This window comes from Methylobacterium sp. WSM2598 (assembly GCF_000379105.1).
In the GTDB taxonomy this organism is placed as follows: domain Bacteria; phylum Pseudomonadota; class Alphaproteobacteria; order Rhizobiales; family Beijerinckiaceae; genus Methylobacterium.
The window spans coordinates 4,075,557-4,091,253 of sequence record NZ_KB900609.1 but is presented as its reverse complement, the minus strand read 5'-3'; the positions used below and the strand labels follow the sequence as shown (position 1 = coordinate 4,091,253).

At 72.9% G+C, this 15,697-nt stretch carries 5 protein-coding genes; 4 read left to right on the top strand and 1 reads right to left on the bottom strand.

The features are described 5' to 3' along the window. Both MET2598_RS0119520 and MET2598_RS0119515 read left to right on the top strand, forming a co-directional pair. Positions 1–1,023: an ABC transporter ATP-binding protein gene (locus MET2598_RS0119520; RefSeq protein WP_012331597.1), complete on the top strand. Its 1,023-nt coding sequence runs from the start codon at positions 1–3 to the stop codon at positions 1,021–1,023. After that, on the top strand, positions 1,020–2,024 hold the full coding sequence (locus tag MET2598_RS0119515; protein ID WP_012331598.1) for a peptide ABC transporter ATP-binding protein: 1,005 nt from the start codon (positions 1,020–1,022) through the stop codon (positions 2,022–2,024). Before MET2598_RS0119520 ends, MET2598_RS0119515 begins: the two co-directional genes overlap by 4 nt. A gap of 118 nt (positions 2,025–2,142) precedes the next feature. On the opposite strand, the gene MET2598_RS0119510 is transcribed toward MET2598_RS0119515, so the two are convergent. After that, positions 2,143–3,027 carry a LysR family transcriptional regulator gene (locus tag MET2598_RS0119510; RefSeq protein ID WP_012331599.1) on the bottom strand — a complete coding sequence of 295 codons (885 nt, stop codon included), beginning with the start codon at positions 3,025–3,027 and terminating at the stop codon, positions 2,143–2,145. Between the two features lie 348 nt (positions 3,028–3,375). Here MET2598_RS0119510 and MET2598_RS0119505 point away from each other — a divergent pair, with 348 nt between their 5' ends. Together MET2598_RS0119505 and MET2598_RS0119500 are read left to right on the top strand one after the other, a co-directional pair. Beyond that, positions 3,376–9,693: a LamG-like jellyroll fold domain-containing protein gene (locus MET2598_RS0119505; protein WP_018262032.1), complete on the top strand. Its 6,318-nt coding sequence runs from the start codon at positions 3,376–3,378 to the stop codon at positions 9,691–9,693. 517 nt (positions 9,694–10,210) lie between these two features. Next, positions 10,211–15,679 carry a choice-of-anchor I family protein gene (locus MET2598_RS0119500; protein ID WP_018262031.1) on the top strand — a complete coding sequence of 1,823 codons (5,469 nt, stop codon included), beginning with the start codon at positions 10,211–10,213 and terminating at the stop codon, positions 15,677–15,679. Positions 15,680–15,697: the final 18 nt, after the last annotated feature.

The following is a 15,697-nucleotide window of genomic DNA, read 5'->3' as shown; positions in this document are numbered from 1 at the left end:
GTGTCCCTGCTCGAGATCGACAACCTCACCGTCGAGTTCCCCAGCGCGGGCGGCGTGATGCGCGCCGTCGAGGGCGTCTCGCTGCGCCTCGACCAGGGCGAGGTGCTGGGCGTCGTCGGCGAGTCGGGCTCCGGCAAGAGCGTGACCATGCTGGCGCTGATGGGCCTCGTCGGCTATCCGGGCCGGGTCCGCGCCGACGCCCTGCGCTTCGAGGGCCGCGACCTCCTCGGCCTCTCGTCCCGCGAGCGCCGGAAGCTCACCGGCAAGGACGTCGCGATGATCTTCCAGGAGCCGACGACGAGCCTGAACCCCTGCTTCACGATCGGGTTCCAGCTCGCCGAGACCCTGCGCCTGCACGAGGGGCTGGGCCGGCGCGCCGCCCGCGACCGGGCGGCGGAGCTGCTGGGACAGGTCGGCATCCCGGCCCCGGGCAGCCGGCTCGACGCCTACCCCCACCAGCTCTCGGGGGGCATGAACCAGCGGGTGATGATCGCCATGGCGATCGCCTGCAACCCGAAGCTCCTGATCGCCGACGAGCCGACCACTGCCCTCGACGTCACCATCCAGGCCCAGATCCTCGACCTGCTGCTCACCCTGCAGAGGGAGCGCGGCATGGCGCTCGTCCTCATCACCCACAACATGGGCGTCGTCGCCGAGACGGCGCAGCGCGTGATGGTGATGTATGCCGGGCAGGTGATGGAGGAGCAGCGGGCCGAGACGCTGTTCTCCGCCCCCCAGCACCCCTACACGGCGGCCCTGCTGGCGGCGCTGCCCGAGCGCAGCGAGGGCGGGCGGCTCGCCACTATCCCGGGCGTGGTGCCGGGGCTGCACGACCGGCCCGCCGGCTGCCTGTTCTCCCCCCGCTGCGCCTTCGCGACCGAGCATTCGCGGCGGGTCCGCCCCGATCTGCGCGACGTCGGTGCGGGGCGGGTGCGCTGCCACTACCCCCTGGGCGATCCCGGGCGCGCGGACCGCATCGCCGCGGACGGGCCGGTCGGCGCCACCGCGGGGGCCGCCTCGTGAGCGCCCCCGTCGTCGAGGCGAGGGACCTCACCCAGATCTACGAGATCCGCCGCGGCCTGTTCCGGGCGCCCGCCCGGCTCCAGGCGGTGGGCGGCATCTCCTTCACGGTCGAGCCCGGGCGCACGCTCGCGGTGGTGGGCGAATCGGGCTGCGGCAAGTCCACCCTCGCCCGGATGGTGACGCTGATCGAGCCTCCCACCGCCGGCGCCCTCACCCTCGACGGGATCGACGCCGTCGCGCCGCCGCCGGAGGCGCGGTCGCGCCTGCGCCGCAGCGTCCAGCTCGTCTTCCAGAACCCCTACGGCTCGCTCAACCCGCGCCGCAAGGTCGGCACCATCCTGGAGGAGCCGCTCGCCATCAACACCGACCTGCCGCGGGCGGAGCGCACCGCCCGGGCCCGCGCCATGCTGACCAAGGTCGGCCTGCGCCCGGAGCATTACGGGCGCTACCCGCACATGTTCTCGGGCGGCCAGCGCCAGCGCATCGCCATCGCGCGCGCCCTGATGCTCAACCCCAGGCTCGTCGTGGCGGACGAGCCGGTCTCCGCCCTCGACGTGTCGATCCAGGCCCAGGTGCTGAACCTGCTCGCCGACCTGCAGCGGGAGCTCGGCCTCGCCTACCTGTTCATCTCGCACGACCTCGGCGTGGTGCGCCACATCGCCCACGACGTGATGGTGATGTATCTCGGCCTCGTCATGGAGCAGGGCGAGAAGGAGCGGATCTACGCCGCGCCGCTCCACCCCTACACGCAGGCCCTGCTCGGGGCGACGCCGGGCCTCGCGGGGGCACCCGGCGCCGCCGGCGCGGCGCGCCGGCGCGTCCTGCTGCGGGGCGAGCTGCCCTCGCCCCTCGACCCGCCGCGGGGCTGCGTGTTCTCCACCCGCTGCCCGCACGCCACCGACCTGTGCCGGGCGGAGCGCCCGCCCCTGCGTCCGGTCGGCGGCCGGCGCGTCGCCTGCCACTACGCCGAGACGTTCCTGGCCGAGGCCCCGGCCGCCTGAGCCGCGCGGCGCCTCATCCGACATCCGGTTGATGGCTTTCGCCATGCGGATGTCGTCCTCGCTCAGGCGCCGCGCAGGCGCGTGATCCGGGATCCGCTTGATCAAAGCGGATCCCGGATCAGCCCATCTCGGGCAGGGCGCGGCTCCAGCGCTGCGCCCCGTCGAGGAAGGCGCGGACGAGGGGCTGGTTGCGCCGCTCGGCCGGCGCGATCGCGTACTCGTCGATGGCGAGGCGGGCGTCGGTGATCGGCACGTAGGCGAGGCGCGAATCGTGCCCGAATTCCCGGTCGGCGACCACCCCGCAGCCCAGCCCGCCCGCCACCGCCTCGCGGACCCCGTCCCGGGTCGAGATCTCCAGGATCGGCCCGGGGACGACGCCGTGCTCGGCGAGGTTGGCCTCGAGCACCGCGCGGGTGCGGGATCCGCGCTCGCGCAGGACGAGGGCGAGGCCGGCGAGGTCGCGCATCGCCACGCGCCGCCCGGCGAGCCGGTGGCCGCGCGCCACGCAGAGGCCGACCCGCATCGACATCAGGTAGGTGGCGTGGATCTGGTCGGTGTCGGGCCGGCTCGCGGTGACGCCGACATCGGCCCGGAAGTTCTGCACCTGCTCGATCACGCGGTCGGAATTGTCGATCACCAGCGAGAAGGTCAGCCGCGGGCGTTGCTGCTGCAGCGTCCGCAGGATGCCGAGCGGCAGGACCGGCCCGTCCCCGGCCACCCGCAGGTGGCCGGCCTCGCCGTCCGGCGGCGCCCGGCGCAGGAAGCGCTGCGCCTCGGCCTCCGCCTCGAACAGGCGCGTCGTGATGGCGAAGAGCCCGCGCCCCTTCTCGCTGAGCTCGGCCCCCCGCGGCTTGCGGTCGAAGAGGTGGACCCCCGAGGCGGCCTCGAGGTCGCGGACCTGCCCGGACAGGCTGGACTGGCTGACGGAGGCCTGCCGCGCCGCCTGGGTGAAGCCCCCCGCCATGGCGACCAGGTGGAAGGCTCGCAACTTGCTGATCGACATGGCTGCCGCCCGTTCCGTCGCGTGACGCCGGATCCGCGCCGACGCCGCCGGGCGCTGCCGCGCAGCCGCGGCCCTGCCGCCGGCCGGGCTCCCGCGGCGCCCGACCCGCGGCCGCCCCCCGGGACGGAGCCGGATCCTCGCGCGCCGTGCTAGGATGTGAACTGCAACACGCTGATGACGCAAGCTGATCCGCGCCATCCATCATCCCGGGCGATGGCCCGCATCGAGAACCGGGATGGAACGACGTTCGATTTCTTGCGGGATTGTCACAGGCCGGTTCGGCTTCGCTTGCTAGCCGCTGCGTCAGGCGGGGCCTGAGCCCCGATGACCTTGCGGCGAGGCGCGACCATGGCGACGACCAATCCTGCGAACGACGCGGACCAGACCACCGACTGGATGCTCCGCATCCCGAAGGCCGACCGGGACCAGGGCCTCCTGGTGACGCCGGGCGGCAGCGGCAAGGCGACGGCCTACTCGCTCGTCTACGACGTCTACGTCCCGGCCGCGACCGCCGGCGGCTGGCTCCCGTTCCTCCAGACCGACCCCGACAATGCCGGCGACGCGGACCTGTTCGGCAAGATCGCCGACGGCAGCTACGGCGTCGGCATTGCCAGCGATTACAAGGGAGAGGCCAAGCTCGACGCCTGGAACCGCGTCGCCTTCACGGTCGAGATCGTGGACGGGAAGGTCACCCTCAACAAGTACGTCAACGGCGAGTGGGTCGGCAGCCAGAAGTCGGACGAGGCGGACCGCTACACGATCGACAAGGCCAAGGGATTCCTGATCTTCTCGGACGAGGACGGCGAGACCTCGCCGGCCTACCTGTCGAATTTCGCCTATGCGGAGAAGGCGCTGACCCCGGCCGAGATCGCCGGGCTCGGCGGGGCCAACCGCGAGGGCGTCTTCTCCGGCGCGCTGCGGACCGCGGTCCGGGCCGCGAACGGCAGCGAGTTCCGCTTCGCCGAGAATTCCCTGGCGCCGGAATTCGGGGACGTGACCCTGACGTCCCGCAACCTGTCGGCGCCGGTCGTGACCGCCGACCAGGCCGGCATCCCGCCCGCCCCGCCGCCGGATTGGATCATGACGGTCCCGGCCGGCGCGCGGAGCCAGAAGCTGCACCTGAAGCCGGGCGGCAGCGGGACCGCCACTTCCTACAGCATCGCCTTCGACGTCTACGTGGCGGCCGCCGACGCGACCAGCGGCTGGATCCCCTTCCTTCAGACCGATCCGGCCAACGGCAACGACGCGGACCTGTTCGGCAAGGTCTCGGGTGATCATTACGGCATCGGCATCGGCGGCGACTACGCGGGTTCGGCCAAGCTCGACGCCTGGAACCGGATCGCCTTCACGGTCGAGACCCGCAACAACGAGGTGGTGATCAGCAAGTACATCAACGGCGAACAGGTCGGCGTCCAGACCGTGTCGGACGCGGCCCGCTACGCGTTCGACAAGGCGGCGGGCGTGCTGATCTTCTCCGACGAGGACGGCGAGTCCTCGCGGGTCCATGTCAGCAACGTGGCCTTCATCGAGGCGCCCCTGAGCGACGCGCAGGTCAAGGCGCTCGGCGGCCCGAGCGCGGCCGGGATCGTGCCGCCGTCCCTCGAGCAGACCTTCACGGGCGCCAACGGCAGCGAGTTCCGCTTCGCCGCGCAGTCGCCCCTGGCCGCGACCCTCGGCAAGGGGGTGATCGAGGCCGAGAACGCCGACCTCGTGGTCGAGACCACCGGCGCCGCGGGCCTCCCGGCCGTCGCGCCGGCCCCGACCGGCCCGACCGCGCCGAAGCCCGTCCAGCTCCGCGCGATCAAGGACATGATGGTCACGCCGGATGCCGGCACTCTGACCGTCGATCTCGACCAGTACTTCACCGCCTCCGGCCTGCGCGACTTCAAGGCGACGAGTTCGGACGGCAAGGTGCTGGCCAGCCGCCTCGACGGCCGCAAGCTCCTGCTCGACGTCGGGGCGCTCGGCTTCTCCGACGTGCACGTGCAGGCGGCCGATGCCGAGGGGAAGGTCTACACGGATGATTTCCGCGTCCGGGTCGCCGGCCCGCGCGCCTACACGATCGTGGCGGTCCCGGACACCCAGGACTACGCCTATCCGGGCGAGCGCCGGAAGACTTTCGACGGGATGACGCAGTGGGTGGCGGACAACGCCAAGGCGCTGAACATCCGCTTCGTGACGCAGACCGGCGACATCACCAACGACAACAGGGCGGATCAGTGGACGGTCGCCAAGGAGGCGATGGCGCGGCTCAACGGCGTCGTCCCGTACTCGACGCAGCCCGGCAACCACGACCTGACCGGTAACGCGAAGGACTACAAGTCGCTGCAGTCGCAGTATTTCTCGATCGATTACATGCGTCAGAACTCGACGCTGGGCGGCGTCTACGATCAGGAGCCCGGCGAAACCCAGAACGCGTGGTACACGTTCGAGGGCGCCGACGGCACCAAGTGGATCGCGCTGTCGCTCGAATTCGGCCCGCGCGACGACGTCCTGCGCTGGGCCGGCGAGGTGCTGGACGCGCACCCGGATTACCGGGCGATCCTGACGACCCATCACTACACGAACATGGGAACCCGCGCCGACAACCTGTCCGGCCCGCTCTTCGGCGAGGGCACCGGCAAGGATTACGGTACCGGCAAGAGTCCCGAGAACCCCAACAACGGCGAGGACATGTGGCAGAAGCTGGTGTCCAAGCACACCAACATCAGCTTCGTGTTCTCGGGCCACGTGTTCGGCGACGGCGCCGAGACCATCGTCAGCTACAATGACGCCGGGCAGCCCGTCTACCAGATGCTCGTGAACTATCAGGACGGCGTCTCGACGGAGATCACCGGGAACGGCAACCCGGCCCGGGGCGGCAACGGCGGCAATGGCGCGCTCCGCCTGATCACCATCGATCCGGACAACAACCGGGTCGACACCGAGACCTACCTGTCGGCCTTCGACGAGTATCTCACCGGCTCGCGGGGTGATCCCGAGCCCTCGCGCGACGGCAAGGGCGGCGCGCCCGCCCCGGGCGGCGGCGCGATCCAGCCCGTGACCTTCGGCCGGGACATTGTCGGGGACGGGCCGAGCGGCGTCATCGCCGTGCCGCGCTTCAATCCCCTCAACGGCCTCAAGGTCACGCCGGGCTTCGCGCCCTCCGACGGCGGCAGCACCTTCGGCGCCTACACGCTGATCTACGATCTCAAGCTGCCGGCCGAGGGCCACCTGTCCTCGCTGTTCCAGGGCGATCTCGACAACCTCACGGACGGGGACCTCTGGCTCAACTTCCGCGACGGGTACGCGCTGATCGGCACGGGCGGCCATGACGAGGGCCGCGTGCCCCTCGACAAGTGGACCCGCCTCGCGATCACGGTGGAGCGGGCGGGTGCCGGCTACACGATGGGCAAATACGTCGACGGCGTGCTGCAGGCCACCCAGACCGTCGGCTCGCCCTACGACATCGGCGCCTCCGGCTTCCTGATCTTCGCCGACGACAGCAGCGAGACGATCGCGGCCTCGCTCTCCTCCTTCGCCTTCATCGAGAAGGCGCTGAGCGGCGACGAGGTGGCGGCGCTCGGCGGCCCGAGCGCCGCGGGCCCGCTGCGCGCGCCGCTCGCCGGCGTGAACGCGGTGCAGTTCGACTTCACGGACGGCACCTTCGCGCCGACGATCGGTCACGGCAGCATGTCGCAGACGATCGCCAGCAATGCGGGCGGCCCGCAGCTCACGGGAGCGTTCCGCGAGCAGCAGGAGACCCTCGCGAATACCGATCTGAGCGCGCCGAAGGTGCAGTTCGTCGCCCATGCGGGGGCCGACCAGACCGTCTCGGCCGGCCCGGCGACGCGGGCGAGCGTCCGCCTCGACGGGAGCGGGTCGACCGATCCGCAGCACCAGATCGCGCGCAGCGACTGGCTGAACGCGGATGGCGAGGTGATCGCCGCCGGGGCGGTGGCGAATGTCGAGCTCGGTGCCGGCGTGCACCGCCTGACCCTGCGCGCCACCGGGGCGAACGGCACGACCAGCCTGGACCAGGCGACCGTCGCGGTTGTCGACGCCCGGACCCTGCTGCAGGAGGATTTCAACGACGGGAAAGCCGAGGGCTGGGCGGCGCCGAGCGAGCGCTGGCAGGTTGCCGGCTCGGTCGCCTCGCGCCGCCAATCCGTCCCCGGCATCGCTCCTCCCGAGGGCGCGCTGCGGGCCTCCAAAGACGCCTCCGGGATCATGACCTGGACCGGGGAGGGCAGCCAGGATTGGTCGGGCTACACGGTCTCGGCCACCCTGAAGGCCGAGGACGACAAGGCGCTCGGCCTCGTCGCCTACTGCAAGGACCCCAACACCTACTACGCGGTGACCTTCGACAACGCGAAGAACCAGCGCCTCCTGGTCAAGCGAAGCGCCGGGGTGGAGACGGTGCTCGCCCGCGAGAGCGGTCCGAGCCCCTACGACCGGCCCTTCCGGGTCGCACTGGCCGTCGAGGGCGGGAAGCTGCTCGCCACCCTGGACGGCGAGGCGCTGTTCGGCGGCGCGGTCGCGGATGCGAGCGCGCCGCTCGCCGGCGGCACCGTCGGCCTCTTCACGGAGGGGCAGCGCGGGGTGGTCTTCGACGACGTCTTCGTCGAGAAGGGCGTGCTCGTCGCGGATGCCGGCAAGGCCCAGCGCGTCATCGACCGGGACGGCGACGCCGTCGCCGCCGTCGACCTGTCGGGCCGCACCAGCTTCGGGGTCGCGGACGGCGCCCGCGCGCAGTGGAGCGAGAACGGCAAGGTCCTGGCGAGCGACCTCGACGCCCGCCTCGCCCTGGGGACCGGCGCGCATCTCCTGCGCCTCGACCTCGACGGCCCGTCCGGGCGGACGAGCGACACGGTCCGGGTCGAGGTGGTCGCGGCCCGGGATCTCCTCCTCGACGAGGATTTCTCCGCCGGCGCGCGGAACTTCCGCTTCGTGGACGAGGGCGAGATCGGCAAGGCGGCGGCGTGGTCGGTCTCCGACGGCGTCCTCCGGCAGGCGTCCGACCGCTACAGCCGCGAACTCGGCGGCAGCGGCGACACGGCGCCGAGCGCGCAGTGGAAGCTCAACTGGAGTCCGCTCGGCGACGGGGTGCACGCCCTGCGCAAGGGCACCTACGCCGTCTACGACGGCCCGGGCGCCTCGGAGTGGAAGGATTACAGCGTCGAGACCGATTTCACCGCTGCGCGCGGCGGGGTCGGCCTGCTCCTGCACTACCAGGACGACAAGAACTACTACAAGATCGAACTCGACGACACGACCGGTCTGGCGCAGCTGTTCAGCCTGAAGAACGGCATCGAGCAGACCCTGTGGCAGGGACCGATCCGCTACGACGCGGCCGGCCCGAACCACCTGCGCGCCGACATCGTCGACGGCAAGCTGCAGGTCTGGCTCGACGGCACTGCCCTCTTCACGCAGCCGGTGGCGATCCACGACACCGAGAAGGGCACCTTCGCGCTCTACAACTGGCACGGCGGGGGCGGCGTCACCTACGACAACGTCCGCGCGGTCGCCCTGGGCACCGGCGAGGCTCCGGTCGGCAAGACCCTGGTCGGCGGCGCCGGCGACGACGCGCTCACGGGCGGCGCCGGGGCGGACTCGATCATGGGCGGCGGCGGCAATGACACCCTGAGCGGGCTGGCGGGCAACGACGTGCTGGCGGGCGAGCAGGGCGACGACCAGCTCATCGGCGGCGACGGGGACGATTCCCTCGACGGCGGCGACGGCGCCGACCTCCTGTGCGGCAATGACGGCGCGGACGGGCTCTGGGGCGGGGCCGGGAAGGACCAGCTCTACGGCGGCGCCGGCGCCGACACGCTCGACGGCGGCGACGGGGCCGACACCCTGTTCGGCAACGAGGGCGCGGACTGGATGGCCGGTCAGGCCGGGGACGACGCGCTGGTCGGCGGCGAGGGGAGCGACTCGCTGTTCGGCGGGGCCGGGAATGACTGGCTGGTCGGCGAGGCCGGGGACGACGTCCTGGTCGGCGGCGAGGGCACCGACTCGCTGTTCGGCGGCGACGGGGCCGACTGGCTCGCCGGCGAGGCCGGGGACGACGCGCTGGTCGGCGGCGAGGGGAGCGACTCGCTGTTCGGCGGCGTCGGGAACGACTGGCTCGCCGGCGAGGGTGGCGACGACCTGCTGATCGGCGGCGAGGGGAACGACTCGCTGTTCGGCGGCGCCGGCGCGGATTGGCTCGAGGGCCAGGCCGGGGACGACGCGCTGGTCGGCGGCGAGGGCGACGACGTGCTGCGCGGCGGCGAGGGCAATGACTGGCTCGACGGCGAGGCCGGGAACGACGTGCTGGTGGGCGGCGCGGGCAATGACGGGCTGCGCGGCGGCGACGGGGCCGACTGGCTCGTGGGCGAGGCGGGATCCGACACGCTGAGCGGCGGGGCGGGCGACGACGTGCTGTTCGGCGGGGCCGGTCCGGACACGGTCCAGTACGCGAGCGGCGAGGGGCGGGACGTGGTGCGCGACTTCGTGACGGGCGGGGCGGAGCGGGACGTGATCGCGTTCGGCCCCGGCCTGTTCGGCTCCTTCGCGGCCGTGCAGGCGGCGACGCAGCAGGTGGGGGCGGACGCGGTGATCACCGCCTCGGCCGGCAACACGCTGACGCTCCAGAACGTGCAGGCCTCGAGCCTCTCGGCCGAGAACTTCACCTTCGCCTGATCCCGACGGCCCGGGACGCCGACGCCCCGGGCCGTCGACCCTCTCGCATCGTCGGCGCGAGCCGATGGCTCGGCGAAACTGCGAGAACGCACCCAACGGTCATGACACCCGACCGTTGGGACGAGGCGGCGCCCGCTGCGCCGCGCAAGGTCCGGCAATCGGCCCCGGGGCCGATTGCCGGACCGCGTCGGTCTCGGGCGTGCCCTCGTCGGCGGTCCGATGTCGCGCCGCGCCCGGCGCAATCGCCGCGCGAAACGTTTCCCCGTCGGAGGATGGGGCAATGACCGGAAGAATTCGGCGTCGATCTCCGCAGATGTGCCTCACCGGCGTTGGCGGATCTGCTTTCCGGTGACCGGCGGGTTGTGGCTCGCCGAGATCGGTTTGGACCGCGGGGGACGCGTTCTTCATCGCGCTGTCGCAGAGCGACGCTATCGCTCCCGCCGCGGCGGCCCGGCAACGACACGCCCGCGCGACAGCGGGGGCCGGCCCGTTCGCGCCACGCCTCCCGGAGCGACTGATGACCGCGGTCCCGCACGTGCTCGCCAACGGCGACTTCGCACAGACCTGGAACGATCCCGGCCTGATCACCGCCGACGACGACTGGTCCGGGGTGCCGAGCATCGTGGGCTATCGCGGCGACGACATCACGAGCGTGGTCGGGGCCGACCCGCAGGCGCTCACGGGCGACGGCGCCGTCACGGCCGACGTCAACGCCAACCGGACCAACCCGAACGGCCTCACCGCCGGCGGCGTCGCCGAATTCGCCCTCGCCGACCCGGCGGTCGCGCTGCAGGGCTCGGGCGCCGCGGACGCCCCGAACCTCGTCCTGTTCCTCGACGCGACCGGCCGCCGCGACGTGACCGTGTCCTACCGCCTGCGGGACCTGGAGGACGGGGCGGACAACGCCGTCCAGGCGGTGGCGCTGCAGTACCGGATCGGACCGGCGGGCGCCTGGACCAACGTGCCGGCCGCCTTCGTGGCGGATGCCACCGCGGGGCCGGGCAGTTCCGGCCCGGATATCCGCGTGCGGGCGGTGCTGCCGGCGGCCGCCGACGGCCAGGCCGGGCTCCAGGTCCGCATCATCACGGCGAACGCCGCCGGCAGCGACGAGTGGGTCGGGGTCGACGATATCGCGGTGACGAGCCAAGCCGCGGGCCCGGTGCCGGCGGCGCCGACGCTCCTGGACCCGGCTCCCTCGCTGGCGGGCGCCGCCGACGCCCCGGTCGGGACCGGCAGCCAGGTCGTGACCCGGCTCGGCGCGATCGAGGCCTCCGGCACCAACGGCGTCGAGGGCGGCGCGGAGGTCGTCTCCTTCGATCCCGCGACCGCGCAGCTCTTCACGCTCAACGCCCGCGACGGGCGGATCGACGTGACGCGGATCGGCGCGGACGGGGCGCTCACCCGCACCGGCAGCATCGCGCTCGGCGACCTGCCCGGCTTCGGCACGGCCAACACCGTCGCGGTGAGGAACGGCGTCGTGGCGGTCGGCTACCAGAACGCCGATCCGCGCCAGAACGGCGCCGTCGCGTTCTTCGACGCGCGCAGCCTCGCCGCCCTGCGCGCGCCGCTCACGGTCGGCAACCAGCCCGACCAGCTCAGCTTCAATCAGGACGGCACGAAGCTCGTGGTCGCCAATGAGGGCGAGCGGGCGACGGTCGCCGGCACGGCGGTCAATCCGAGCGGCTCGGTCTCGCTCGTCGACCTCTCGGCCGGCCTCGCCGGCGCCTCCGTGGCGACCTACGATTTCGCCAGCCTCGCCGGCCAGGAGGCGGCCCTGCGCGCCGCGGGAATGCGCCTGCCCCCGGGCGCGGGCGCCGTCGCGGATATCGAGCCCGAATACACGGCGATCAGCGGCACCACCGCCTACGTCACCCTTCAGGAGGCCAACACCGTCGCGGTCTTCGACATCGCCGGCGCCGCGCCGGTGCTGAAGGCCCTGAAGCCGCTCGGCGCCATCGACCGGTCCCTGCCCGGCAACGAACTCGACGCCTCCGACGACGGCGCGCCGACCCCGGCCGCGATCCGCATCCGCAGCGAGCCCGTGTTCGGCCTGCCGATGCCGGACGCGATCGCGACCTTCACGGCGCCGGACGGCCGGGTCTACGTCGTCACCGCCAACGAGGGCGACGCGCGCAGCGACGACAGCGACGTGGCGCGCCTCGCGACGCGCAGCCTCGACCCGACCGCCTTTCCCGATACCGCGACCCTGAAGCAGAAGTCCGAACTCGGCCGCCTCAACGTCTCGACCATCGACGGCGATACCGACGGGGACGGCGACCTCGACCGGATCTACACGTTCGGCGGGCGCGGCCTCTCGATCTTCCGCCAGGAGGCGGACGGCACCATCACCAAGGTCCGCGAGACCGGCGGCGAATTCGAGAAGATCATCGCGCGGGACTTCCCCGCCCTCTTCAACCAGAACCAGGGCAACGGGCAGGTCGACGACCGCTCGGACGACAAGGGTCCGGAGCCCGAGGGCGTGACGATCGGCACGGTCGCGGGCCGCACCTACGCCTTCGTGGGGCTGGAGCGGGTCGGGGGCGTGATGGTCTACGACGTCACGGTGCCGGCCGAGGCGGCCTTCGTGGCCTACCAGCCGCCCGCCGCGGGCCGCACGGACGCGGGGCCCGAAGTGCTGACCTTCATCGCGGCCGCCGACAGCCCGACCGGTCAGGCCCTGCTCGTGACCGCCAACGAGGTCGGCAACACCACGACCGTCTACCAGCTCGCCCCGCCGCAGACCGCGATCTCCCGGATCCAGGCCAGCGGCGACGCCTCGCCGCTGGCCGGCCGGACGGTCACCACCTCGGGCATCGTCACCGCGGTCGCCGGCAACGGCTTCTACCTGCAGGATCCGACCGGCGACGGCGACGCCGCCACCTCGGACGGGATCTTCGTCTTCACGGGCGGCCAGCCGCCTGCGGCGGTCGGCGACGCCGTCGAGGTCAGCGGCGAGGTCCGGGAATTCGTCCCCGCGCGGGCGGCGCGCGGCGCGCTCCCGGTCACCGAGATCGCCGGCTCGGTCACGGTGACGGTCCGCTCCAGCGGCAACGCCCTGCCGGAGGCCGTGCGGATCGGCGGCCCGGGCGGGCTCGCGCCGCCGACCGAGGACCTCGCGGCGGGCAGCGCCTTCTGGGAGAGCCTGGAGGGCATGCGCGCCACCGTGGCGGCCCCCCTCGCCACCGGCCCGACCAACGCCTTCGGCGAGATCTTCGCGGTGGCGGACGGGGGCGCGGGCGCCACCGGCCTCAACCCGGACGGCAACCTGCTGATCCGCGGCGGCGAGTCGGTCCTCGGCGCGGCCAACAGCCGGGGCGGCGACTTCAACCCCGAGCGGATCCGCCTCGATCCCGGTCTCGGCGTCACCCTGCCGAAGGTGAATACGGGGGCGCGGCTCGGCGACGTCACCGGCATCGTGACTTACAGCTTCGGCAGTTACGAGGTCGTGGCGACGAGCCCCGTCACCGTGACGGCGCCGAGCCCGCGGGTGAAGACCGGCGGCAGGCTGGCGGGCGACGCGGATCACCTGCTGGTGGCGAGCTACAATGCCGAGAATCTCGACCCGACGGACGGGGCGGCCCGCTTCGCCGCCATCGCCTCCGAGGTGCTGGGCAGGCTCAACACGCCCGACGTGATCGCCCTGCAGGAGGTGCAGGACGATGACGGGCCGGGCAACACCGCCTCGACCGTCACCTCGGCGGGGCGCACGCTCCGGCTCGTCGTCGAGGCGATCCGGGCGGCGGGCGGGCCGGACTACGCCTTCATCGACAACCCGTATATCGGCGACGACACCAACGGCGGCGAGCCGGGCGGCAACATCCGCACGGCCTTCCTGTACCGGACCGACCGGGTGAGCCTCGCACCGAACGCGGTGCGCAGCATCGCGCCCGATGGCAGCTCGATCACCGCGGGCCCTTCCGCCGACCAGCAGACCAACCCCGACAATCCCTTCTACGCGTCGCGGCTGCCGCTCGCCGCGGATTTCGTCTTCAACGACGAGACCGTCACGGTGGTGAGCAACCACTTCACCTCGAAGGGCGGCAGCGGCGCGCTGTTCGGCTCCGAGCAGCCGCCCTTCGACGCGGGTCAGCTGGCGCGGGCCGCCCAGGCCCAGGCGGTCAACAGCTTCGTGGACGGGATCCTGGCCGCCAGCCCGCGGGCGCGGGTCCTGGTGGCGGGCGACCTCAACGATTTCGGCTTCGAGGAGCCGCTCAGCGTGCTGAAGGGCGAGGCGACGCTCGCCGGCTACACGCGGGCCGGAACCGGCGTCACCTTCACCCGCGGCGGCACCGCCGTGCTCTCCGACCTGCAGGACACGCTGCCGGAGGGCCAGCGCTACGACTACGTCTTCGAGGGCAATTCCGAGACCCTCGACCACGTGCTGGTGACGGACGCGCTCGCGGCCGGTGTGCAGTTCGAGCCCGTGCACATCAACGCGGACTTCTTCGACCAGACCAGCGATCACGACCCGCTGCTGGCGCGCTTGGCCATCCCGGTCGTGGGACGCCTGCTCACCGGCACCGCGGCGGGTGACACGCTGACCGGCGGGGCGGGCGAGGACACGATCCTGGGCGGGGCAGGCAACGACTTCGCGTCGGGTCGGTCCGGGAACGACAGCGTGAGCGGCGAGGCCGGCGACGACCTCGTCTTCGGCGACGAGGGCGACGACGTCGTCGACGGCGGCGAGGACAACGACCGCGTCTCCGGCGGCGCCGGCGCCGACCGGGTCTTCGGCTCGGCCGGCAGCGACCTCGTCTTCGGCGAGCAGGGCGACGACGTCGTGGGCGCCGGCGAGGGCAACGACTTCGCGTCGGGCGGCGCCGGGAATGACAGCGTGAGCGGCGAGGCCGGCGACGATTACGTGTTCGGCGATGAGGGCGACGACCAGCTCTCCGGCGGCGAGGGCCGCGACAGCCTCTACGGCGGGCTGGGCAACGACGTCCTCACCGGGGATGCGGGCCACGACGTGCTGCTCGGCGAGCAGGACGACGACCAGCTCATCGGCGGCGACGGGGACGATTCCCTCGACGGCGGCGACGGCGCCGACCTCCTGTGCGGCAATGACGGCGCGGACGGGCTCTGGGGCGGGGCCGGGAAGGACCAGCTCTACGGCGGCGCCGGCGCCGACACGCTCGACGGCGGCGACGGGGCCGACACCCTGTTCGGCAACGAGGGCGCGGACTGGATGGCCGGTCAGGCCGGGGACGACGCGCTGGTCGGCGGCGAGGGGAGCGACTCGCTGTTCGGCGGGGCCGGGAATGACTGGCTGGTCGGCGAGGCCGGGGACGACGTCCTGGTCGGCGGCGAGGGCACCGACTCGCTGTTCGGCGGCGACGGGGCCGACTGGCTCGCCGGCGAGGCCGGGGACGACGCGCTGGTCGGCGGCGAGGGGAGCGACTCGCTGTTCGGCGGCGTCGGGAACGACTGGCTCGCCGGCGAGGGTGGCGACGACCTGCTGATCGGCGGCGAGGGGAACGACTCGCTGTTCGGCGGCGCCGGCGCGGATTGGCTCGAGGGCCAGGCCGGGGACGACGCGCTGGTCGGCGGCGAGGGCGACGACGTGCTGCGCGGCGGCGAGGGCAATGACTGGCTCGACGGCGAGGCCGGGAACGACGTGCTGGTGGGCGGCGCGGGCAATGACGGGCTGCGCGGCGGCGACGGGGCCGACTGGCTCGTGGGCGAGGCGGGATCCGACACGCTGAGCGGCGGGGCGGGCGACGACGTGCTGTTCGGCGGGGCCGGTCCGGACACGGTCCAGTACGCGAGCGGCGAGGGGCGGGACGTGGTGCGCGACTTCGTGACGGGCGGGGCGGAGCGGGACGTGATCGCGTTCGGCCCCGGCCTGTTCGGCTCCTTCGCGGCCGTGCAGGCGGCGACGCAGCAGGTGGGGGCGGACGCGGTGATCACCGCCTCGGCCGGCAACACGCTGACGCTCCAGAACGTGCAGGCCTCGAGCCTCTCGGCCGAGAACTTCACCTTCGCCTGATCCCGACGGCCCGGGACG